Annotated in this window: 21 protein-coding genes; 5 read left to right on the top strand and 16 right to left on the bottom strand. The window is 37.9% G+C overall.

Translation table 11 applies throughout. The features are described from left to right. Nucleotides 1-104 precede the first annotated feature (104 nt). Nucleotides 105-893 (bottom strand): hypothetical protein, encoded by a 789-nt coding sequence (locus NST02_RS17405; RefSeq protein ID WP_340949323.1) that lies wholly within the window; start codon nucleotides 891-893, stop codon nucleotides 105-107. 94 nt (nucleotides 894-987) lie between these two features. Beyond that, on the bottom strand, nucleotides 988-1728 hold the full coding sequence (locus NST02_RS17410) for a hydrolase (protein ID WP_340949324.1): 741 nt from the start codon (nucleotides 1726-1728) through the stop codon (nucleotides 988-990). Between the two features lie 376 nt (nucleotides 1729-2104). On the opposite strand from NST02_RS17410, the gene NST02_RS17415 reads away from it, so the two are divergent. Continuing rightward, nucleotides 2105-2296: a YjzD family protein gene (locus NST02_RS17415; RefSeq protein WP_137742676.1), complete on the top strand. Its 192-nt coding sequence runs from the start codon at nucleotides 2105-2107 to the stop codon at nucleotides 2294-2296. Between the two features lie 194 nt (nucleotides 2297-2490). On the opposite strand, the gene clpB is transcribed toward NST02_RS17415, so the two are convergent. Together clpB and NST02_RS17425 are read right to left on the bottom strand one after the other, a co-directional pair. Continuing rightward, nucleotides 2491-5094 (bottom strand): ATP-dependent chaperone ClpB, encoded by a 2604-nt coding sequence (clpB, locus tag NST02_RS17420; RefSeq protein ID WP_137742675.1) that lies wholly within the window; start codon nucleotides 5092-5094, stop codon nucleotides 2491-2493. A gap of 194 nt (nucleotides 5095-5288) precedes the next feature. Further along, the gene (locus NST02_RS17425; protein WP_095310019.1) at nucleotides 5289-5480 is read right to left on the bottom strand and encodes a YjzC family protein; all 192 of its coding nucleotides are present in this window, start codon (nucleotides 5478-5480) and stop codon (nucleotides 5289-5291) included. 171 nt (nucleotides 5481-5651) lie between these two features. On the opposite strand from NST02_RS17425, the gene NST02_RS17430 reads away from it, so the two are divergent. Then, on the top strand, nucleotides 5652-6464 hold the full coding sequence (locus NST02_RS17430; RefSeq protein ID WP_137742875.1) for an undecaprenyl-diphosphate phosphatase: 813 nt from the start codon (nucleotides 5652-5654) through the stop codon (nucleotides 6462-6464). 206 nt (nucleotides 6465-6670) lie between these two features. Here the strand turns inward: NST02_RS17430 and argF are convergent, their stop codons facing one another. The 7 genes from argF to argC all read right to left on the bottom strand — a co-directional run bounded on the left by argF (nucleotide 6671) and on the right by argC (nucleotide 16157). After that, nucleotides 6671-7630 carry an ornithine carbamoyltransferase gene (gene argF / locus NST02_RS17435; RefSeq protein WP_137742874.1) on the bottom strand — a complete coding sequence of 320 codons (960 nt, stop codon included), beginning with the start codon at nucleotides 7628-7630 and terminating at the stop codon, nucleotides 6671-6673. 38 nt (nucleotides 7631-7668) lie between these two features. After that, a complete protein-coding gene (locus NST02_RS17440; RefSeq protein WP_340949325.1) occupies nucleotides 7669-10749 on the bottom strand; it encodes a carbamoyl phosphate synthase large subunit in 3081 nt (1026 codons plus the stop codon). Next, nucleotides 10742-11824 (bottom strand): carbamoyl phosphate synthase small subunit, encoded by a 1083-nt coding sequence (locus NST02_RS17445; RefSeq protein WP_340949326.1) that lies wholly within the window; start codon nucleotides 11822-11824, stop codon nucleotides 10742-10744. Before NST02_RS17445 ends, NST02_RS17440 begins: the two co-directional genes overlap by 8 nt. Before the next feature lie 70 nt (nucleotides 11825-11894). Further along, nucleotides 11895-13058: an acetylornithine transaminase gene (locus NST02_RS17450; protein WP_340949327.1), complete on the bottom strand. Its 1164-nt coding sequence runs from the start codon at nucleotides 13056-13058 to the stop codon at nucleotides 11895-11897. Beyond that, the gene (gene argB / locus NST02_RS17455) at nucleotides 13055-13828 is read right to left on the bottom strand and encodes an acetylglutamate kinase (RefSeq protein ID WP_095310009.1); all 774 of its coding nucleotides are present in this window, start codon (nucleotides 13826-13828) and stop codon (nucleotides 13055-13057) included. The genes NST02_RS17450 and argB overlap by 4 nt, the downstream gene beginning before the upstream one ends. Nucleotides 13829-13839: 11 nt before the next feature. Next, a complete protein-coding gene (argJ, locus tag NST02_RS17460) occupies nucleotides 13840-15072 on the bottom strand; it encodes a bifunctional ornithine acetyltransferase/N-acetylglutamate synthase (protein WP_095310007.1) in 1233 nt (410 codons plus the stop codon). A gap of 50 nt (nucleotides 15073-15122) precedes the next feature. After that, nucleotides 15123-16157: an N-acetyl-gamma-glutamyl-phosphate reductase gene (argC, locus tag NST02_RS17465; protein WP_095310005.1), complete on the bottom strand. Its 1035-nt coding sequence runs from the start codon at nucleotides 16155-16157 to the stop codon at nucleotides 15123-15125. Nucleotides 16158-16394: 237 nt separating this feature from the next. On the opposite strand from argC, the gene NST02_RS17470 reads away from it, so the two are divergent. Continuing rightward, nucleotides 16395-17087: a Crp/Fnr family transcriptional regulator gene (locus NST02_RS17470; protein WP_095310003.1), complete on the top strand. Its 693-nt coding sequence runs from the start codon at nucleotides 16395-16397 to the stop codon at nucleotides 17085-17087. A 131-nt stretch (nucleotides 17088-17218) separates the two neighbouring features. Here NST02_RS17470 and NST02_RS17475 read toward each other — a convergent pair whose 3' ends face one another. The 5 genes from NST02_RS17475 to NST02_RS17495 form a co-directional block, all read right to left on the bottom strand. Next, nucleotides 17219-17947: a YwiC-like family protein gene (locus tag NST02_RS17475; RefSeq protein ID WP_340949328.1), complete on the bottom strand. Its 729-nt coding sequence runs from the start codon at nucleotides 17945-17947 to the stop codon at nucleotides 17219-17221. 115 nt (nucleotides 17948-18062) lie between these two features. Then, on the bottom strand, nucleotides 18063-18482 hold the full coding sequence (locus tag NST02_RS17480) for a respiratory nitrate reductase subunit gamma (protein ID WP_137742670.1): 420 nt from the start codon (nucleotides 18480-18482) through the stop codon (nucleotides 18063-18065). Between the two features lie 111 nt (nucleotides 18483-18593). Then, nucleotides 18594-19115: a molybdopterin-guanine dinucleotide biosynthesis protein B gene (mobB, locus tag NST02_RS17485; protein WP_137742669.1), complete on the bottom strand. Its 522-nt coding sequence runs from the start codon at nucleotides 19113-19115 to the stop codon at nucleotides 18594-18596. Next, nucleotides 19109-20374 (bottom strand): molybdopterin molybdotransferase MoeA, encoded by a 1266-nt coding sequence (locus tag NST02_RS17490; protein WP_340949332.1) that lies wholly within the window; start codon nucleotides 20372-20374, stop codon nucleotides 19109-19111. The genes mobB and NST02_RS17490 overlap by 7 nt, the downstream gene beginning before the upstream one ends. A 338-nt stretch (nucleotides 20375-20712) precedes the next feature. Continuing rightward, on the bottom strand, nucleotides 20713-21675 hold the full coding sequence (locus NST02_RS17495) for a methyl-accepting chemotaxis protein (RefSeq protein WP_170211175.1): 963 nt from the start codon (nucleotides 21673-21675) through the stop codon (nucleotides 20713-20715). Nucleotides 21676-22133: 458 nt separating this feature from the next. Between NST02_RS17495 and NST02_RS17500 the strand changes: the two genes are divergently transcribed. Continuing rightward, nucleotides 22134-22697, top strand: coding sequence for a transposase (locus NST02_RS17500; protein WP_340947816.1), 564 nt, complete (start codon nucleotides 22134-22136; stop codon nucleotides 22695-22697). Then, nucleotides 22661-23524 (top strand): IS3 family transposase, encoded by an 864-nt coding sequence (locus NST02_RS17505; RefSeq protein ID WP_340947818.1) that lies wholly within the window; start codon nucleotides 22661-22663, stop codon nucleotides 23522-23524. Before NST02_RS17500 ends, NST02_RS17505 begins: the two co-directional genes overlap by 37 nt. The last annotated feature ends 31 nt before the right edge of the window (nucleotides 23525-23555 follow it).

The following is a 23555-nucleotide window of genomic DNA, read 5'->3' on the forward strand; positions in this document are numbered from 1 at the left end:
TCTCAGATAAAATCGAAGATCAATCTTTCGTCCTAGTCGAAATGATGTAATCATTTTAATTCTACATTTATCAGGCATAATTGGGAAGAATTTTTTCTTTAACTCTACATTCCTAACGTTTCAATTATATTTTTCTGTTTTATTAATCCCATTTCAAATGATGTTGCTTGATGAACGATGACCTCACATCCATCGTCTCCCCTGTCAATTGTTCGAACAGGCACTTCTTCTATTTCTAATAACTTTGCACACTTTTCCCAAGCATCTGACACCGCATTTTTCAAAATATATCGTTTCTCGTCTTGCTCCATTAGCTTTAAAATATTGGCAACAACATCCTCAACGTATAAAGCATCAGCGGTCCACTCTCTTGCAGTCAACTTCCATTCATCTCTTTTTTTAACAAATGTTTGTTGAAAGAGGAACGCTTCAGACTGCCATGGTCCATATACGGTAGGTAAAAAAAATTCCTGTACGAACTGATTTTGCTTTTTTACAGACGAAATTAACTTTTCTAAATTATTTCTATTATCCTTAAATTCTTTATTAAATATGGAAAGAGGGAGTAAAAAAATGATTTTTTCGCGATTTTGCAGCAACAACTGATTTTCAGTAAGCGCAACTAATTGCTCTTCATCCTCCCGCATAAAAAAATCATAATAATCCACGATCAGGGGCGTTGATTCAAAGCCTTCCCCATTGAAGGAATTAAACTTCTCCTCCAAAAAATTCGCATTCCTCCCAATTTGTAACCGTTTTTCTTCTATTAAGTATGATTCTTTTTTTTCTTTGTTCAAATGAACACCAACAACTTCCATTCCTTCTTCCAACATTTTCTTAGTAAAATGAAATCCCAAAAACTCAAATGTTCCAATCATAATTACCTTGTCCATAGCAAAAAGCCTCCCTGAGTAAACTCTTACTCCATCATATGCTGCGGGAGGCTTGATTATTTCAAATGACAATCGAACAAGTTTTAAGGATATTTTAAAGAATGCCTTCATGTGTTTTCATAAAGGTAATCATATAATAGTCCATCTGTGCCTTCTTTTCAGGAAGAAGATAGCTGATTGTAATCGGCACTTCTTCGCTTTTCCATATCACGGAAAGATTCTTTAATAATGTTGATTGTTTATAGGCTCGATTTCCTGACAAAACATGAATAATTTTCGTCGGGATATCCGAATGAAATTGGGGACTGGCAAATTCAGGACTGCTTATAATTTCAATAATTTGCTTACTTTCCTTATCGAACGAATAGGAAAGCTCTTTTAATAATTTTTTGTAGAAAAACTTATGATCCTTCTCTTGCTCTAAATGATGCTTTAAAGATAAGACGGGATTTAATAATACAACAGAGCGTATATTGCCGTTCATTTCCTTAATAAGCTTTAGTGCAACTAAAGCTCCCATCCCTTCAGCTAAAATGTGTATTTTGCTATTAATAATTTCAGTGCGAATAATATATTCATATAGGCGCTTTGCCAAATTAACAGCTTTTTCACTTCCCCAATTTTTCCCATATAAATTTGAATAAAATACGGTGTACCCCGATTTCTTAAAACTCTCAATCAATCTTTGCTTCCCTTCATTTTGTGTCCAAAAACTCGACTTCTCATCAACATAATGACGTTCATCACCAATAATAAGGATACCGAAACCAGTAGGTTTTTCGGGATAATGAATCATGTTCCATTCGGTATCCAGCTTAAAGTTTCGGTGCTCCATACGAAAAACTCCTTCTGTGAATTTACTCTTATTAATGTATGAAGTTATGTTTAAAGTGAAAGGGGGTTCGCCCATATTTACATTATTTCTTTACGCTCTTTTTTGCAGTGCTATTTTTAACACCTTAATCGTTCGGTACCAAACTGGCTTCTTACATTCATCAACCTGATTCATCCCCGATATAGCTGCAAAAACCAATCGTGATAAAAAGCTGTGAAAGCTTGGCTATTTATTTACTTTCCAAACCCAAGCTAATATAAGGTATACAAGTAAATATGAAAGCGGTGCATCTCCTTTTACGTCAAAGTTTTACTTTATCAATTGGAGCCACTATGGTAGAATAAAACAGATGTTATTTAGGTAAGAGGTGATTACGGTGAAATACTTTTGGACTTTTTTCTGGACATTCGCTCTAGTTCAAATGTTAACGTACGTAGCAAGCTCAATGATCGGAGTACAATATGAGTTTGTAACTGGTGCCATCTTAGGCGTAGTGGCTACCATTTTTATTTTAATTTTGCCTGCCATTATTCCTAATGAACCAAGTGGAAAAGAAGGGATTCATTAATTAAGGTTGTTTTTTACAGCATTGCCTTGATGATGAATAAGTGAGAAGTACACGAAGCAATAGTACAGTCATACAACAGGCTCGCATGAAAAAGACAAGCCCTTAGTGGAGCGATCATTCTTTAAAGCAACATCTATACGCTTAGGGTAAAAAAGTCATCCTGATTTCAGAGGATGACTTTTTTGTTGCGATTTTTATCTATCAATGGTTGATAATTTGATTGTATCGTTTTGAAGAATGATTTGTACAGCACTATTTTCCCCAATGTGACCAGCAATAATTTCTCTTGCCAGCATCGTTTCAACATTTCGTTGAATAAAGCGTTTCAACGGCCTCGCTCCATACACCGGATCAAATCCATTTGCTGCAATATATTCTTTAGCACCCTCGGTTATGCTTAATTGAATTTGTTGAGCCTCTAATCTTCTCTGTAATTCTGCAATCAATTTTACGACAATCATTTTTATATCTTGCAATGACAAAGGTTTGAAAAGGATCGTTTCATCAACCCGATTTAAGAATTCTGGTCGAAAATGCCCTCTTAACTGTGTCATGACTTGATTTTTAACGTCTTCAGAAATAAACTCATCATTTCGATCTTCTAATAAAAAATTCGAGCCAATATTAGATGTCATAATAATAACGGTATTCTTAAAATCAACGGTTCTTCCCTGGGAGTCAGTTATCCGCCCATCATCAAGCATCTGCAGCAATATATTGAATACATCTGGATGAGCTTTTTCGATTTCGTCCAGCAATATGACTGAATATGGTTTTCTGCGAACAGCTTCCGTTAACTGACCACCTTCCTCATACCCGACATAGCCTGGAGGTGCTCCAACCAATCTTGAAACAGAATGTTTCTCCATATATTCAGACATATCAATGCGAATGATTTGCTCCTCACTATCGAACAAAGATTGTGCCAATGCCTTTGCAAGCTCGGTTTTTCCTACACCAGTAGGACCAAGGAAGATAAACGAGCCAATCGGCCTGTTCGGATCTTTTATCCCCGCTCTTGCTCTAAGAACGGCATCAGATACCAATATTACCGCCTCGTCTTGTCCGACTACACGCTCATGGAGAATTTGTTCAAGGCGCAACAGTTTTTCCCTTTCACCTTCCACAAGTTTTGCCAATGGAATGCCTGTCCACCTTGCAACAATATTGGCAATTTCCTCTTCTGTCACTTCTTCACGCAAAAGTCTTTCATCCGCTTGCTTACTTACTTCATCTTCCAACTCTTTCAATTCTCTTTCAAGGGACGGGATTCGTCCATGGCGGAGCTCAGCAGCTTTATTTAAATCATATTGATTTTCAGCCTCTTCTAATTCTCTTCGCAATCGTTCCAATGTCTCTCGCTTCTCTTGTACTTGTTGAATACTTTCTTTTTCAGCCATCCACTTGGCTTTCATTGAATTGGCTTTATCACGCATATCTGCAAGCTCTTTTTGCAAGGTAGACAATCTAGTTTTGCTTTGATCGTCTTCTTCCTTTTGCAAGGCGGCCTCTTCAATTTCTAATTGCATCACACGACGTGTAACCTCATCAAGCTCTGATGGCATTGAATCAATTTCTGTTCGAATCATCGCACAAGCTTCATCAACAAGATCAATCGCTTTATCAGGTAAAAAACGGTCTGAAATATAACGATCCGATAACATGGCCGCTGTTACAAGAGCGCGGTCATGAATATTTACCCCGTGATGGATTTCAAACCTTTCTTTTAAGCCACGGAGAATGGAAATCGTATCTTCCACATCGGGTTCCTGTACAAGGACTTGCTGAAAGCGTCTTTCGAGCGCAGGATCTTTTTCAATATACTTACGATGCTCATCTAAAGTGGTTGCGCCAATACAATGTAATTCACCACGGGCGAGCATTGGTTTTAACATATTGCCAGCATCTATGGCTCCTTCCGTTTTTCCTGCACCGACAATGGTGTGGATTTCATCAATAAAAAGGAGAATTCTCCCCTCGCTTTTTTTGATTTCATTTAGAACTGCTTTTAACCGTTCTTCAAACTCTCCTCGAAATTTAGCCCCAGCGATGAGTGAACTCATATCAAGTGAAAAAATCGTTTTATCCTTAAGTCCTTCCGGTACATCTTTCCGTACAATTCTTTGTGCTAATCCCTCGACAATGGCCGTTTTTCCAACACCTGGCTCACCAATTAAAACGGGGTTATTCTTTGTTTTACGCGAGAGAATCCGTATCACATTTCGGATTTCCCCGTCACGGCCAATGACCGGGTCAAGCTTGCCAGCCTTCACTTCCGCCACCAAATCTCTCCCATATTTATTTAATACATCGTATGTGGCCTCAGGATTTTGTGAAGTCACTCTTTGATTCCCCCTTATTTTTTTTATTTCTTGAAGCAAAGCATCATATGTGATCCGTTCATTCTTCAAAATTTCACCAATGCTAGATTGCTGATAAATCATTGAAGCAAGCAACACATGTTCAACGGAAAGAAATTCATCTTGAAGTTTTTCCATCTCCCGCTCCGCCTCAGTTAATAGTCTTTGCAATCTAGTTGTGATATAGAGCTTACCTTGCTCTACCCCACTTCCAGATACTTGAGGTTTTTTATGAAGCAATTCATTTATTTTTTGTTCAAATTTTGCAGAAGGAAATTGGATTCTCTCTAGAATAGCAGCGACAAGGCTCTCATCTTGCTTCAGTAAAGCTAAAAACAAATGGTCTTCATCGACCTCCTGATGCTCATTTGAAACGGCTAAAGACTGGGCACTAAACAATGCCTCTTGCATTCGTTCCGTCATTCTGTTCAAATCCATTTTAACTCCTCCTTTGACCTATTTTGACCTTTACTTCATTATAAGCCTTTTTCTGCATATGTAAAGCCACCCATTGAAGAGGGTGGCAAAGGTACATAAAATTTCTGAATTATAAAGTAAAATGACACCAGCCCATGAGTGGAGGGTGTTTAAATCAGCTTTATTACAATCACAAAGACGGATAGGTACGATGATCAACCTGAATCTCTAGGTTTTGTTTTGTAAGTCCAGTGGCGATTATGATTTGAGTTTTCAGGGAAGTGATCACCTGCTTTGAGTTTTATCTTTTTCGGATTCATGACACCATCGCCCTCTTCACCAATCTCTACATATATTCCATTGTTCGGCGCCTTTTGACCTGCACGAAATTTATGGCTCTGTCCCATAGATACTCTCCTTTCCTTTTTGATAAGATTATTATTTCCTTCCATGAATCTTTCATGAATCTCAATGAATGAAACTTTCTATTTTTCTTTTTCGTCTATACTTTACGTACATGAACGCGAATAGGTGTGGTATAGTAGAATCTGTGAATTTTGTTTAAAATCAGGAGGCATATTATGGATTTTTTTGAAATTGTTAAATACTTTCTTTTAGGACTTTTACAAGGTTTTACCGAACCGATTCCGATTTCATCAAGTGGGCATTTAGAAATTGCTGGTCATTTTCTAAACGTTGAAATTAAGGGATTAAGCTTTGCTATTCTTGTAAATACAGCATCATTAATCGCTGTCCTGATTATTTATCGCAAAGATATTTGGAGACTGATTGAGAATGGGCTTGCTTATGTCATAAGAAAAGAAGAATCAGCTAAATCAGATTTTCGCTTTATTATTTACTTAATCATTGGAACAATCCCAGCTGGTGTGGTGGGGATTTTATTTGAAGATTATATCTCATCGCATTTAACAGGCATTAAAGTTACAGGTGCTACTTTATTAATTACAGGGATTGCTTTGTGGCTTATTCGTAATCTACGTGGGCGTAAAAACGACGCAGATTTGACTATGCGTGATGCAATAATTGTTGGACTTGCACAGGCAGTTGCTCTCATCCCTGGAATCAGTCGTTCTGGAGCAACAATTGTTGCAGCGATGGGTTCAGGAATGAAGCAGGAAACTGCTTTAAGATATTCTTTTCTATTATATATACCCGTTAGTGTCGGTGGTATGATTCTTGGATTTAAGGATATATTGGGCGACGAGAATCTTGCTCAATTAGCATTGCCTTATACATTGGCATTTTTTGCTTCATTAGTTGCATCGTATTTTTCCCTAAAGTGGTTTATGAATATTATGGCAAGAGGAAATCTTAAATATTTTGCCATTTACTGTTTTATCGTTGGACCATTAGTATTATTGTTAACTTAGTTGTATTAAATCATTTTACAAAACATATTTTCATGGTGCTTGGCCATTTTTTAGTTCTTGTGCCTTTAATGGTAATCTTTTTTTAGTTTTTGAGCTGTATTGCAGATTACCCAGACGATAGACAAATAATAGAGCAGCCGACTGTTGGCTGCTCTATTATTTGCTTGACAGTATTGTATCTCAACAAGAACCATCTCATTGTGAAATTATTTTAAAATTTCCACTAATAATGCTTTCTGTACATGAAGTCTGTTGCCTGCTTGCTGAAATACAAAAGAGCGAGCCCCATCAATCACTTCTCCAGCAACTTCTTCACCTCTATGGGCAGGCAGGCAATGAAGGAATAAATAATCTTCCTTTGCTCCTGCAACAAGCTTTTCATTCACTTGAAAACCCTTGAAGTCAAGTAGTCTCTGTGCATTTTCAGCTTCTTGGCCCATACTCGTCCACACGTCCGTATAAATGACATCGGCTCCAGCAACAGCTTCTACTGGATCATTCGTGACCGCAATCGCTCCACCACTTTCAAAAGCAAATTTCTTTGCTAATTCAACAACTTTCTCTTTTGGCTCATAGCCAACAGGGGTCGCAACAACTAGATTCATCCCTGTTTTTGCTGCAGCAATCATCAAAGAATGGGCAACATTATTTCCGTCACCTATATATGCCATTTTAACCCTCTGCAATTTTCCTTTTTCCTCTTCAATCGTTAATAAATCAGCTAACGCCTGGCATGGATGATACAAATCAGTCAATCCATTAATAATCGGGATCGTTGCATGCTCAGCAAGCTCTACGACACGCTCATGAGAAAATGTACGGATCATAACAGCGTCAATATATTGTGAGAGTACTTTTGCTGTATCCGAAATCGGTTCTCCTCTACCAAGCTGCATTTCTTGGCCATTTAGATGAATCACTTGACCACCTAATTGCAGCATCCCTGCTTCAAAAGAAACTCTTGTGCGGGTTGAAGGTTTATCAAAAATTAATCCCAATATTTTACCTTTTAGAACAGGGGTCGCTTCTCCAGATAGATAGGCCGCCTTTAATTCCTTTGCTTTTTTTAACAGTCCTGTAATCACTGCAGGAGAATAATCAGCTAATGTTAGTAAATCTTTGCCCTTAATACTTGTGATTTCATCTTTCGCTTGTAATGATAACATCTTCACTTCCACTTCCTCTCCCATTTCACAACTCTTCCTCACACTTTAACAATTAATGAAGAATGCCAATCCTCCAATGCTTTTATCTCAAAATCCTTTACTTTTAAAGCTCGATTATACGCTTTAAGACTCTCCGGTTCAGTGAAGCTTATAATCCTCCTCTTCGTTGCATATTCACGCAATCGTTTATCTTCAAGCTCTTCCTTCGGATTAAAGTAGGCAATCGTCGGTTCCCCCAACAGCTCTTCACTGTCAGACACGACAAGTTCGAAAGGTTCAGCTAAATCAACGAGCTCAATATTTTCTTTCACCACAATCCTACCCGAAGGCCGAATTGCCTGATGGAAAGCTTTTCGCAAAGCTTCTCCCTCCGAGGTTCCTAAACTAATTCCTTCACCAGTGGAACGCATTTCCGCGCTAACCTTCGAATCCATCCCTTTTAAAGCATAATTAGAGAAGACAGGGTATTTTACACAAACAAACGGAATCGCCATTAAATTTTGTTCTTCATCAGCTTTCGACACTTTATATTTCCCAAGCAATATTTTTGTCGCTATTTGCACAAGCGGAACACCTGTTACTTTACTAACGATCGGTACAGTTCTACTAGCGCGAGGATTAACTTCAAGTACATAGACATCATCATCCTCAATGATGAATTGAATATTCATTAGTCCTTTATAATGCAAAAAGGTAGCGATTCTCTTTGCATAATCACTTATTTTCCCTCTAACTGTAGGTGATAGTCTTTGTGCAGGAAGGACAGATAAACTGTCGCCTGAATGAACTCCTGTTTTTTCAATATGCTCCATAATCGTAGGCATAATAATAAACTGTCCATCTGTGACAAGATCAACCTCTGCTTCGGTTGCATGAAGAAACTCATCTACTAAAAACGGGTAACGCGCCAGCCCCTTATCCATATATTCCTGCAATTCAATTTCATTTTGAATGATTTCCATTCCTTTTCCGCCTATAACGAAGGACGGTCTCAATAAAACAGGATACCCGATTTTCCCCACCGTTTTCACTAATTCATCTCCATTATGAACGATGTCTCCTTGTAAATGGGGAATAGCCAAATCGTCTAGTAGCTGATAAAAAAGTTTGCGATCTTCGAGTACATCAATAACATCTGATTTTGTTCCTAAAATATTTACATTCCACGCCTCAAGCTCTTTCGCTAAATTGATCGCTGTCTGTCCTCCAAGCTGGATAATACAATCAGTTACTCCTTCAGCATCGATCACATTTAAAATATCCTCCAGCATTAACGGTTCAAAATACAATTTGTCTGCTGTTGCAAAATCAGTGCTAACCGTTTCAGGATTATTGTTGATCATAATCGTTTCCACCCCTAGCTCTTTAAGAGCAAAGACGCCGTGAACGGAACAATAATCAAATTCCACTCCTTGACCAATGCGGATCGGCCCACTTCCAATAATGAGAACCTTTTGTTTAGAAGATGTAATTTGTTCATTTTCGCCAAAATAAGTCGAGTAATAATAATTTGATTTTGCTTCAAATTCTGCTGCACAAGTGTCGACCATTTTATAAGAAGGGACGATTCCATATTCTTGTCTTTTCATCCTTACAGCCTTTTCAGTTACGTTCCAGCATTTGGCTAAATAGCTGTCACTGAAGCCTTTTTCTTTAAAAAGCTGAAGTTCGTTTCTTGAAACTTGTGTAAAACTCGTGGCATCAATCATTCTCTCAATTGAAACAAGTTTTTTGAAATAGGATAAAAAGAAATGATCTATTTTAGTTATAGTATGAAGTTGTTCGATGTCATAGTCTCGGCGCAAAAGCTCCAATAAGATAAAAAGTCTTTCATCATTTTGTTGGAGTAGCTGCTCGATTAATTGCTCTGTGTTACTGCTAGATAAGCCCGGTAGCTGTAAATCCAGCACATCAATCTCTAAGGAATGGATCGCCTTAAGCAGTGCACGTTCAAAGCTCCGATCGATGCTCATGACTTCGCCGGTAGCTTTCATTTGTGTACCAAGCTTTCGTTCGATTTTTGGAAATTTATCAAAGGGCCATTTTGGTATTTTCACAACGACATAATCAAGCGCTGGCTCAAAGCTCGCAAATGTATCTCCCGTAACGGGGTTAATAATTTCATCTAATCTGTAGCCAACAGCTAGCTTGGCTGCCATACGGGCAATCGGATAACCTGTTGCTTTTGAAGCAAGAGCAGACGAACGACTTACCCTTGGATTCACCTCGATTAAATAATAATTTTTACTCCTCGGATCAAGGGCAAACTGAATATTACATCCACCAATAATCCCCAGTGCAGAAATAATCTTGATGCTTGCCGCGCGCAGCATTTGATATTCATCATCTGTTAATGTTTGTGACGGCGCTACAACAATTGAATCGCCTGTATGGATGCCAACCGGATCGAAGTTTTCCATATTGCAAATGGTAATACAAGTATTGGCTCGATCACGCATGACTTCATATTCCACTTCTTTAAAACCAGCGATGCTTCTCTCAACTAAGCATTGGTGAATAGCACTTTCCTGCAATCCACCTGAAACAAGCTGAGTAAGCTGCTCTTCATCTTCAGCGATTCCACCACCTGTTCCTCCAAGGGTATAAGCTGGTCTTACAATAATGGGAAAATCAACCTTCTGTGCAAATTGTTGCGCTTCTTCAACAGTGTGGACAATTTCACTTTCAGGCACCGGCTCTTGTAAATCTTTCATAAGCTGACGAAACGCCTCTCGATCCTCTCCTCTTTTTATGGAATCAATTGAACTTCCAAGCATTTTAACTCGATACTTCTCCAGAATACCTTGTTCACTTAATTGAAAAACTAAGTTTAATCCAGTCTGTCCTCCTAATGTAGCTAATAACCCATCAGGCCGCTCTTTTTCAATAATTTTTTCTAACACATCCACTGTTAATGGTTCAAAATAAATGCGATCGGCAAAGTTAGAATCAGTCATGATCGTAGCTGGATTATTGTTGACGAGTATGACTTTGTAGCCTTCTTCTTTCAAAGCAATACAGCCTTGTGTACCTGCATAATCAAACTCTGCTGCCTGCCCGATAACAATCGGTCCTGATCCGATAACTAATATGGTTTCTATGCTGGTGTCTTTAGGCATATAATGCGGCACTCCTCTTGTTTTCAGTTATCATCTGTAGAAATTCATCAAAAATATAGTCGCCTTCTGATGGACCGGGATTTGCCTCCGGATGAAATTGCACTGTTTGCAGTGGCAAATCTTTATGAATTAAGCCCTCAACAGATTGATCGTGTAAATGATAAAACCTGCCCACTAATCCCGTTCCTTTTATGCTATCCTCATCAACCACATAACTGTGATTTTGAGATGACATAAATACTCTGTTTTTTTGATAATCCTTAATTGGATGATTGGCACCTCGGTGACCAAATAATAGTTTTTTCGTATTTCCTCCCAATGCTAAAGCAACAAGCTGATGTCCCAAACAAATGCCAAGTGTCGGATACGTTTCAACAAGCTGGCGGATCGTTGGCAATACGTCCTGCAGTTGTTTTGGATTCCCCGGTCCATTCGATAACAGAACCCCATCAGGAGCAATAGCCGTAACTGCTTTGTAAGATGTATTGTATGGGACAACCGTTACTTGGCAATCTCTTTTAAGCAGTGATGACAAAATTGAATTTTTTGCGCCGAAATCGATCAAGACAATATGAAGACTGCCTTTCCCATACGTTTTCATTCGTTTTTCTGACACATGTGAAACCTTTTCCGAATCTAATGATTGTCCGCCAAGTTCACTATTTTCTTGTTTCTTTGAAATAAGAGCTGGCATAGAACCATAGGCACGAATCTTCTTCACAATGGCACGCGTGTCAATATGAGATAGTAGAGGAATTTCCCACTTTTCAAGATACTCTTGAAGAGAGTAAGCTGCTTGATAATGGGACGTTTCCATATTGGCTTCATATACAACAACGCCTGCAACATGAGGTTTCTTGCTTTCAAAATCCTCCTCATTAATCCCATAATTTCCAATAAGCGGATATGTGAAAACAATAATTTGATCCTTATAGCTCGGGTCTGTCAGAACCTCTTGGTAACCGGTCATTCCAGTATAGAAGACAACCTCTCCCTCTATCTGCTGTATCGGAATATTCGTATTCCAGTTTCCTTCATATATATCTCCACTTTGCAAGTGTAAATATCCCTTCATAGCAAACACCTCAAACCTATACGTATATTTATATTCCAAATCACATATTTATGCATTTTCAGGATAAAAATTAAGCCTTTACAACAGGCTCTGCTATTGCTTCAACGACCTTTTTTAAATGAATAAGAAATTCATCAATTTCATGAATGGTTGCCGTTAATGGCGGCAAAAGCCTAAGAACATTTTCTCCTGCAGGTAGGGCAAGAACACCTTCTGTTCTTAATTCTTGTAAAATCGCCTGAATTGATTGTTTAAATTCGATTCCTATCATTAATCCTTTGCCACGAACTTCCTTCACTAAGGTGTTGCTTTGAAAAAACTTTGCTAACTGTGAGATTAAGTAATCGCCTTTATGTTCAACCTCTTTCAGAAAAACCTCATCAAAAATAATGTTCATCGTCGCATTTGCAGCCGCTATACTAATCGGATTACCGCCAAAAGTTGAACCATGGCTTCCAGGTCCAAAAAATGCTTTTAAGCTTTCCTTCCCCAAAACGGCACCAATCGGAACACCACTTCCCAAACCTTTCGCGGAAGTGACTATATCAGGATTTAAGGAAAAATGTTGAAACGCAAATGGTCTTCCTGTTCTCCCAATTCCAGTTTGAATTTCGTCAACGATAAGGAGGGCATTCTTTTCATGACAAAGCTTTTCAACTGCCTGTAAAAAGCTTTTATCCCCAACATGAACTCCACCTTCTCCTTGAATAATTTCTAACATCACAGCAGCGACATCGTCAGTGAATATTTCCTTTACAGAATCGATATCATTATAGGTTGCATAGGAGAATTTCTCCAGCATAGGCCCATACCCAGACTTGATTTTATCTTGACCTGTTGCTGACATTGTCGCAAACGTTCGTCCATGAAATGATTTCTTAAACGTAATAATTTTTGGCTTTCCTGTCGCCTTTCGTGCTAATTTAATTGCCGCTTCATTCGCTTCGGCCCCACTGTTTGCAAAGAATACCGCATCCATCTCAGCGGCCGTTGCCAACTTTTTAGCTGCTTGCTCTTGCTCACCACTAGCAAAAAGATTAGACACATGCCAAAACCGATTGAGCTGATGTTCAATCGATTCCTTTACTACCCGAGGTCGATGACCGAGATTGCAGACACCAATTCCCGATGTAAAATCCAGATACTGTTTCCCTTCGCTATCGGTTAAATAGCTTCCCGCTGCATCAACAGGCTCTACATCCCAACGGGCATAAGTCGGAAATAAATAACTCATTTACATAACCTCTCTTTTCCAAGGATCTTTGTACCAAACCATTGCTCATTCTGATAAATTTTCTTCTTTCCAGTAACAATTCTTACGCTCTCAATTCCTTTTTGTAAAACGGACAACGCTGATGTGACCTTTGGGATCATCCCCCCATATATTTCACCCGAAGCGATGAGGTTTTCAACTTCTTCTGCTGGGAGAATTTCTTGGACTGCTCCGTTTACCATAATTCCTTCCACATCAGTGACAAATAAGCATTGTTCAACTTTAAGAGCATTAGCAACAGCTGCAGCTGCATAGTCAGCATTAACATTCAGCTTTATGCCAGCGTTCGTTATCGCAATTGGAGTGATGACAGGGATGATTCCTTGAGCTAAAATAGAGTCAATAAGTTCTCCATTCACTTCAGTAATTTCTCCCACATAACCTAATTCCTCCTTATTGAGATAGCATCCTTTTAGCAAGCCGGCGTCACTTCCATTTAAACCTAGTGCTGAAAGCTTATGGCTTTCTAGCATATGAACAAGTCTTCGATTTGTCTTGCCTGCTAATACAAGCTCGACTACTTCTAATATTTCTGCAGTTGTTTTTCTTAATCCATTAACATACTCTGCCTGAACATTCAATTGCCCCAACATTTGATTTATATCGGGTCCCCCACCATGAATAATGACAATACGATAGTTTTGTTTCTTCAATTCTTGAAGACTTTTAAAAAATTCTGCCGATAATTCTTCAAGGGTACTGCCGCCACATTTAATTAATATGATCTTCATGTTTCGCTCCCCTATGTTCGATAGCTCGCATTAATTTTCACATAATCATAAGTTAAATCACAGCCCCAGGCGGTACCACTTCCCTCTCCCATATGCAAATCAACAAAAATCTCAATAAAATCTGCTTTTAAATACTCGCTTGCTTCTTCCTCAGAAAATAAAATGATTTCGCTTTTATCAAGCATCTTCACTGGACCAATCGATATCGTGATTTTATTTGCTTTTGCTTTCGTATCCGCTTGCCCGATCGCCCCAATAATTCTTCCCCAGTTTGCATCGGCTCCATATATAGCTGTTTTCACAAGATTTGAACCCACAATTTGTTTTGCAATCTTACGTGCATCCTCCTCATCGTATGCCCCTGTTACATGTACCTCTACAAGTTTTGTAGCACCTTCACCGTCTTTGGCAATTTGCTTTGCTAAGCTTTCACAAGTTTTAGTTAAAAGCTGAATAAATACTTCCCATTCAGGATGTGATGGTGATAGCAATTGATTTTCAGCCAAGCCATTTGCCATTACAAGAACCATATCATTTGTTGACGTATCCCCATCAACGGTAATTTGATTAAAGGTATAATTAGTAACTTCTTTTAAAGCTGCATGCAAGTTTTCAGAAGTGATATTTGCATCGGTTGTAATAAAACCAAGCATTGTCGCCATATTCGGATGAATCATTCCAGAGCCTTTCGCAGCTCCACCCATGTGAACGATCATGCCGTCGATTTCAGCTTGAAAGCCACACTTTTTCATACATGTATCTGTCGTTAAGATAGCCGTCTGGAAGTCCATTGCATTGGTGGAAGCATTCCCTAACTGAATTTGCTCGATTCCTTTCTTAATTTTATCCATTTTCATATATTCGCCAATGACACCTGTAGAAGCAACAGCGACTAAAAATTCATCCACCTGAACTTTATGTGCGGCTAATTCCCTCATTTCATAGGCATCTTTTAAACCTTGTTCTCCTGTACAAGCATTGGCGCAAGCGCTATTGACAACCACTGCCTGCAATTTACCACTATGGCTTATGCTTTCTTTCGTGACAGCTATTGGTGCGGCTTGAAAATCATGTAAAGTATAAACTGCCGCACTCTCAGCAGGAACTTCACTAAAAATCATGCCCACATCTTTTTTAGCATATCTTAACCCTGCATGAATTCCACCTGTATGAAATCCTTGTGGTGATAAAATACTCCCATTCTCAATTTCTATTATTTTGGCCACCTTTATAAGTGTTTCCACCTTTTTTCCTCCTTATGATTATTTCTTTTCAAAGCTATTTCTTCGCCAATTTACGGATAGAGAGGCAGCATTTCTAAGCCTGTAGCCGGATTTAAACGATTGAGAATATTCGCATTTTGAACAGCCTGACCTGCTGCTCCTTTCATTAAATTATCAATGACAGAAACGATTGTTAATCTTCCTGTGCGCTCATCTACATTTAAACCGATGTCACAGTAATTTGAACCTTGCACTTCTTTTACAGCTGGATAGTTTCCATGCGGTCGAACTCTTACAAACGGTTTTCCCTTGTAAGCTTCCTTATACAAATCAACAAGCTGCTCTGTACTCGATTGTGCTCGAAGCTTAACATAGATCGTTGTCATGATTCCTCTCGTCATCGGTAAAAGATGGGTACTAAATGTAATCGGTTCAATGTTCTCATCCCATTCGAGTAGCTGTTGTTCGATCTCTGGTGTATGCTGATGTTCATTGACCTTATAAATCTTAAAATTTTCATTCACCTCTGCAAACAAGGAGGCTTTTGACAATGATTTTCCAGCACCAGAAGTACCTGATTTCCCATCAATAATAATGGAGTCAGGAACAATTAATTTTTCTTTAGCCACTGGTGCTAATCCTAATAGGACAGCAGTTGCATAGCATCCGGGATTCGCAATAAATCTTGCTTTCTCGATTTGTTTTTCATTCCATTCACTTAATCCATAAACAGCTTCTTCTACAATGGACTGATCGGCTCCTGTTTTTTTATACCATGCTTCATATTCACCTGGTTCTTTTAATCTGAGATCTCCAGATAAATCAATTACTCTTATATTGTGATGAAGAAATTGTGCAGCTAGCTTACTAGAAACCCCAGACGGAGTCGCCAGAAATACAAGATCACTGTTTAGTGAAATTTCCTCCACATCAATCTTCTCTAATTGTTTCCCTAATACTTGATAAAGATGGGGATACTCATGCCAGATTGGAACCTCATCCTTTGTAGAATGAATCGATTGTATCTTGAATACAGGATGATGATGCAATATTCGAAGTAGTTCAACACCACCATACCCTGTCGTTCCTATTATTGATATCTTCATCCTTTATCCCTTCCTCATCAAAATTATGTATATTTAATCACTTTTATTAATTTTTATTAATTTTATGTTGTTCTTATTATAAGAACTCATATCTCTAAAAGCAACCCGTTTTGATAAATTAATAAAAATATAGGTACGATTAACCGGAAGTGCTTTAAATTGGTTGACTATACATATGTTTATTTCTAAACTGTTTGTAGGGAGAAGTTTTTTTGCCTCACAGAAGGGGGTAATAGCATGCAAGCATTTACGAAAGTATCGAACGAGCTTCAATCCCTTTTAGAAACAGTCCATCATATTCGTAAAATGGAAAAGGGGACATATCTGTTTCAAGAGGGCAGCAAAGCAAAGGAGCTATTCGTTGTGATCAACGGAAAGATACAAATGAGCAAAATGATTCCAGACGGACGTGAGTTAACATTAAGAATGGCTTCTGCAGGAGATCTTATCGGTGAGCTCTCTCTGTTTTGTTCTGCCCAAACACATATGCAAAATGCAAAGGTAATAGAAAGTGGAGAAGTAGCCGTTATCTTCAAAAATGATTTAGAAAAAAAACTCGGGGAAGATCACGCCATTGCCTTAGAGTTTATGAGATGGATGAGTCAAGAACATCGCAAATCCCAAACAAAATTTCGCGATCTCGTTTTACATGGCAAAAAAGGGGCCCTCTATTCAACGTTAATTCGTCTTTCAAATAGCTATGGCATACACACAGATGCAGGAATTATCATTAATACATCGCTAACTAACCAAGAATTGGCCAATTTTTGCGGAACCTCCCGTGAAGTGGTTAATCGCCTATTAAGTGAGTTGCGTAAAGCAGACATAATCAGCATTGACAAAGGAATTATTACAATCCACGATTTAGATTATATAAAACTTGAAATTGATTGTGAAAATTGCCCTATCGATATTTGTAACATCGAATAGCTTAGCTTATAACAGCAAAAAATCGGTCTCATTTTTGAATTGAGACCGATTTTTTGCTGTTAAGTATTTTGGCTCATTTCGTGTGAGGCCAAGATTTCACACGAAATGAGCCAAACTTCACTATATCATCACTATTGTTTAACAAAACTAATCGCAAAAATAATCACGATAAAAAATAGAACGGAATTGACAATTTCAAGAATCCCGACTTTTTTCATTGAATAGGGCTTACCGTAAAAATATATTGCTCTTACCAAGCTTGGAACGTATGCAATAGCCACTATTGAAAAACCAATAAGGAGAAAACAAATCGGAACTAATCCATGATATATCCAGGAAATCCATTTATATACTATATTTTTCTTTTCTCGAATCATTGTTTTTACATAAAAAGTAGAGCCGATGAAAAATAGTATTGATGTAATAAAGACTAGAATGGTGGCTTCATTGATTTTCCCATTTGCTAAAAATCCACTTGCCAAGCCACCAATCGCAAATACAATGATAGCACTAAAATCATTCCATAATGCCCGATCCTGCTTCCTTTTCGAGAAATATAAATTAACAATAAAAAACGGTAGCATCAACAAACCAAAAATAGCGATGGAAGGTCTCGTCACGAAAGGGATCATCAAAAATAAGAATGCTGGAATTAAATAAATGAAAGTCCACTTTCGATAAAAGGAAACATTTTTTCCTTTTGCCATTTGCAGCATTGGAAACGTTGCAAAATATAACAGCAACCATCCGCTAAATAAAGGAATGTGCTGCCAGATAAAACCAGATGCTACGACTGAAAGCCAAAATGGTATGATTAACATGGCCCAAGCGCCATGCTGCTTTGGTAAAAATAATTTCATTAAAAAAGCACTCCTTTCTTTTCCTATCATAACTATATCGAGACAAGAAAAGAAGTGGAGTGAATGACATCACATATATAAAATTTGACACACAATGTTCATTTTAAGCCAGTTCTCATTGATTTCGACCAATTCCTTTAAAAAGTTGTATTGGCCTTGATAATAATCCGATATATTTAGAGAACGACAAAGCCAGCAATAATGTCAACAATAATAGGAAATGTGTGCGCGACAAAAAAGAGATACTGCCAATTAAATCGAGATCAGGCTGCAAATATATTAAGCTTCTAACCCAATAAAAGAGCTTCTCTGGCTCATTCGTCATACTGTAGAAGGCAATGACACCGAAACCTGAAAGAAAGCTTAATACCATTAACACGAGAATCATTCGATTGACGATCGCACCTAGCTTATAAAGAAACTTCATTTCCTCTTGTACCGAAGGCCCATTAACTCGCCAGATCAGCGCCATTCCCAAAACAGCTACTACGACATACGGATAGATTAACCATATGATTATTTGCAGTAAATCCATTTTTCTCTCTCCCTATCGCTCATAAAAGCCCTTACAAATATAGTAGTAAGATTCAAGGGAGAACACAGTGACAAAAGTTACGTTTTTGACAATTTTTTTAACATTTTTCGACTATTTTTTGAACTGCAAATAGTTGGCTAACCATTCATATCCAGCAGGATCATTGATAGAGAAACCTTTTATGTCTGTCATATTTTTGCTTGCTTCCAATAATTTCTCATCCCAATAAAAAATTACACGAATATTGTCAAGCTTCAAAAGTATTTCTACATCGGCTTGAGTTCGAATTAAAACTGCTTTTGGATATGGTTCTCTCTTATGCCCTTCGATTAATATAAGATCAGGACGAAAATAAGAAAGGAGGTGCAACTTCTCCTCAAGAGACCAATGGCTTTTTTCCGCATGCAACAGCAAATGTCCATCACCTTCTACAAGAGAAGCAACGGCACCAGCTTTCAAATGCTGATGCGAGTCCTTCTCTTCTTGAAAATCTGGTTTTCCGCCATGACCATGATGCTTTAATGTCACAATCGAGAGATTACTCTGCTGCAATTGTGAAAGCATTCTCTTGATAAAGGTTGTTTTGCCACTATTTTGATAACCTACTATTTGAAAAATAGTAGCATCTACCATGGCCACTCGCTTCCTTCATGATCTTCAAGCATGAGTACAGCTACTTCATCTCCAGCCGAAAATCCTCTCGTCCCACCTGGGAGGACGGTTAAAGAATTGGCCCCTGCTAAACTCATGACGATATTTGATTTATCCAAACCACTTGGGGTGACAATTAGCTTCCCGTCTGACACCGATAATTTACTTCGAACAAAACGAGTAAATGGATTTGCTTTGGGAAAATCGACATCAAGTATTGCTTTTTCTTTTCGGAGATGCGGTTTTGGCGAGAAAAGCATTTTCCGAATCACCGGTCTGGCAAAAAGCTCAAACCCTACATAGCAAGCAGACGGATTCCCTGATAAACCAAATAGAATCTTGCCGTCCAGCTCCGCTACTGTTGTCACACTTCCTGGGCGCATGCTTACTTTATTAAATAAAACCGAAGCATTAAGTTTTTCATAAATAGCAGGTAAATAGTCAAAATCTCCAACAGAAACACCGCCTGTTGTCACAAGCAAATCTACTTTATTTAGCGCTTCCTTTACTGCTGTAAAACAAGTATCAAAATCATCTGGAAGCGTACCGAAATATAAAACATCTGCACCAGCTCTTTCAATTTGTGCACTTATCATATACGAATTGCTATTCCGAATCTTCCCGGGCTGTAGCGGCTCATCTACAGATAATAATTCCGTCCCGGTTGCAAATAACCCCACCTTCGGCTTCTGTGCAACATGAACCTTCGCATAGCCAAAAGTAGCAAGCATCGCTTGAATGCCTGGGTTTATTTTTGTCCCTTTCTCTACTAAAACTTCCCCTGTTCGGGCATCTTCACCACGGCGAGAAACATTTTCGCCAGGACGATGCTTACGCTTTGTACTCATGTAGGACTTGCCATCTTTAATATAATCCTTTGCAAGCTCCAGCATGACAACACAATCACAAGACTCTGGCATTTGTGCTCCCGTCATAATTCTAACTGCCTGAAATGGACCAACATTTTTATTTGAGACAAGTCCAGCTCCAATATGATCAACTACTTCAAATTCTATCGGATTATCGCGGTTCGCCTCCTCTGTATCGATTGAACGCACTGCATAACCATCATACGGAGCCCGATCGAAATGAGGTACATCATTTGTTGCCAGCAAGTCTTCTGATAGAAAGCGCCCATAGCTTTCATTTACTGAGACATACTCAGATTTTCCTTCAATATTAATTGCCATAATACGAGAAACTGCTTCTCCAATCGGGATTGATTTTCTAAATTCCACCATCTCAACCACTCCATTTATGTACGTTAATTTTTTTATTGAGTCTCATTCATACCGGCTTACTTAACCTATATTTGCTAAATATGCCTCATAAAATTCATGACTGTATACTCTCTATTATAATCGTACATAAATGTGTTCTACAGGACAAATATCACAATATTGTGAGAGTGAAGGTTTTTATTATTTACAAGTTAAAAACGATGTTACTGACTAGATTGACGATGAATTTGATGTTACCTAATCCATTTAATCTTGCACTTAACTTTTCACCATTTTCATCAAGAGAAGTTGAACTCTGATTGCTTAAAAAAATCCATTCGTTCCTAACAAAATAGCTATTATCCTAGTTCAAGCCCCTGTTTTTTCAAGTGATTTACACCATTCGCCAGTTTGTCATCGACTATTTGAGCATCTTCTATATGCTTTACAATCAAGCCTTCGATTTCTTCAAAAATCCGACTTGTTAAATTCATTTCCTTTAATGTATTTTCACAATAACTATTTTGACTAGCGATAATGTCACTTGCATCACCCACCATTGTTTTGACGTGATCAATAATTTTTACCACTTCAGTCATTTTTTCTGTTGTTTTTTCACTTAATTCTATTCCAGAATGAACAAGATCAAAGCATTCTTTCGTATTATCGACTGCCTTTTCAATATCACCTTGAAAACTCTTCGTCAGTTCCATAATATTATGTGAGCTTGTTGACGTTTCTTCCGCAAGCTTTCGAACTTCTTCAGCCACAACTGAAAATCCTTTTCCATATTCTCCCGCCCTTGCTGCTTCAATTGATGCATTTAAAGCAAGCAGGTTCGTTTGCTCTGCAATTCCTTTTATTAAATAGACAATGTCGTCAATTTCTTTTGATCGCTTTCCTACTGTCATAATAGAGTCCATATTGGTTTTAATTTCCCCACCAAGCTTTTGCATTAAACCTTCTAAATCCTTAACAATCAATTGGCCTTCCTCACCGCGTTGCTTGAGTATGTCGGCAGATTGATGCAATTCTCTTCCTGTTTCATTTAACTGATTCGCACATTGACCTGAACTTGTTACCAATTCGCTGACTGTTTCGAAATGACCTTTAATTTGTTCCACTAGAGCTCCAAGTAAACCATGCTGCCCATTCACGGTTTCATGCTGTTCAATCGTTGTAACCAGCTCTTCTTGAAGCTCATTCATCAATAAGGTCAGCACCTCTTCTTTCTCCCTTACCGTTTCATGCAAATTATTTATTTCATCTTTCAATTGTTGATTCTCCATCAATAATTTTTTCATCTGGCTGCGTTTAAACATCCTTGCTTCCTCCGTTCTGCGAAAACATCTCTGTCTTTCATTCATCATGGCACATTATAAAAATGACCTAAGTGACATTGGTCACATATTTTATCAGAGCCATTTAACGAAATTTGAAATTTCCCTGATTTATATAATCAGGTCTATATTCCTATTCTGATTGAAAAACAAAAGTGCATTTTTGAAAATTAAAGGTGTGGATTCATTCGAAACAATAAAGAGCATTTTCTGACGGCTCCTCATATCTGAATTAAGGAAAACTGGTAATCAATCTAATGACTTATCAGATAAGAAAGAGCTAATACCTTTTCAATAAAAATTGATTTTCACTTAACGGAAATATTCATGACAACGAGTTTTTTCATTGCTTAAACAAAAAAAAACTGACTACAAAAAGTCGTTTTGGTACTGCACCCCAGAAGTTAGAGTTAAAAATCTAACCTCTGGGGTGTTTTTGTATGGCGAAGTATAGTGAAGAATTTAAATTAAAAATTGTAATGGAATATCTAAGGGGCAAACTAGGATATTACTTATTAGCCCAAAAATATGGTATTCCTGCTGAATCTCAAGTCAGAAGATGGGTTCGTGCTTATAAAGAATTTGGAGAAGACGGACTACGTAGGAAGCATTCTAAACAAGTTTATTCTGTCAAATTTAAGTTAGATGTATTAAACTTTATGAAACACACAGGTGCTTCTTACCAAGATACTGCGATTATCTTTAAGATGAACAATCCTTCATTGATTACCCATTGGTACAGAACCTTTTTGGAGGAAGGTATAGAAGGCCTGCAGGATAAAGTGAAAGGGCGGTCTTCTATGTCTAAAAATCAGAAAGCAAAATTACCAAAACAAGAAAAAGAGTTATCTCGTGAAAAACGATTAGAACGAGAAAATGAACTTCTACGTTTAGAGAATGCCTATTTAAAAAAGTTAAAAGCTTTTCAAGAAAATCCGAATGCCTCCCTCGAAAAGCACAAACAGCGTTGGCATTCGAACTCAAAGAAGAAGGATTCAAATTAAAAGATGTTTTAGAAATAGTGGGGATTCCAGAGGCAACTTATCATTACCATGTGAAGCAACTACAGAAAGAAGATCCAGATAGAGAATGGAAGGAAATAATTACTGAAATTTTTCAAAAGCACGAGGGTAGATACGGGTATCGTCGCATTTGTTTAGAGTTAAGAGGTCAAGGTTATATCATTAACCATAAAAAAGTTCAACGAATAATGAGTGAACTAGGGTTGAAATGTGTAAAATTCACACGTAAATCTCGTTATCAATCGTATAAAGGCACGATTGGTAAAGTAGCCAAAAACCGCTTGAATCGTAGATTTAATACATCTATCCGTCTCCAAAAACTAGTAACAGATGTGACCGAATTCAAATGTACTGAAAATCAGAAACTATATTTAAGTCCCATTATGGATTTATACAACGGCGAAATTATATCTTTTGGTCTATCTAACAGACCAACATTAGACTTCGTTCTAGAGCCATTAATTGAAGCATTAGGAACCATTACAAATGAAGCAGAATATCGCACCACCATTCATTCGGATCAAGGTTGGCATTATCAACATAAGACTTGGGTAAAAACATTAAAGAAAAATAAAATCTTTCAAAGCATGTCTCGAAAAGCAACCTGTGCGGATAATGCGGCAATGGAAAATTTCTTTGGGGTCCTCAAGCAAGAGATGTATTATGGAGAAGAATTAGTATCTTATGAAGAGCTAAAAAAACAAATTGTTGAGTACATAGATTACTACAATAATAAGCGTATAAAAGTAAAATTGGCTGGTTTAAGTCCAATACAATACCGAACTCAAACCAGCCAATCAGCTGCTTAATAAAAACTCTAACTTTGTGGGGTCACCACCT

The organism is Robertmurraya sp. FSL W8-0741 (assembly GCF_038004005.1).
Classification (GTDB): domain Bacteria; phylum Bacillota; class Bacilli; order Bacillales; family Cytobacillaceae; genus Robertmurraya; species Robertmurraya siralis.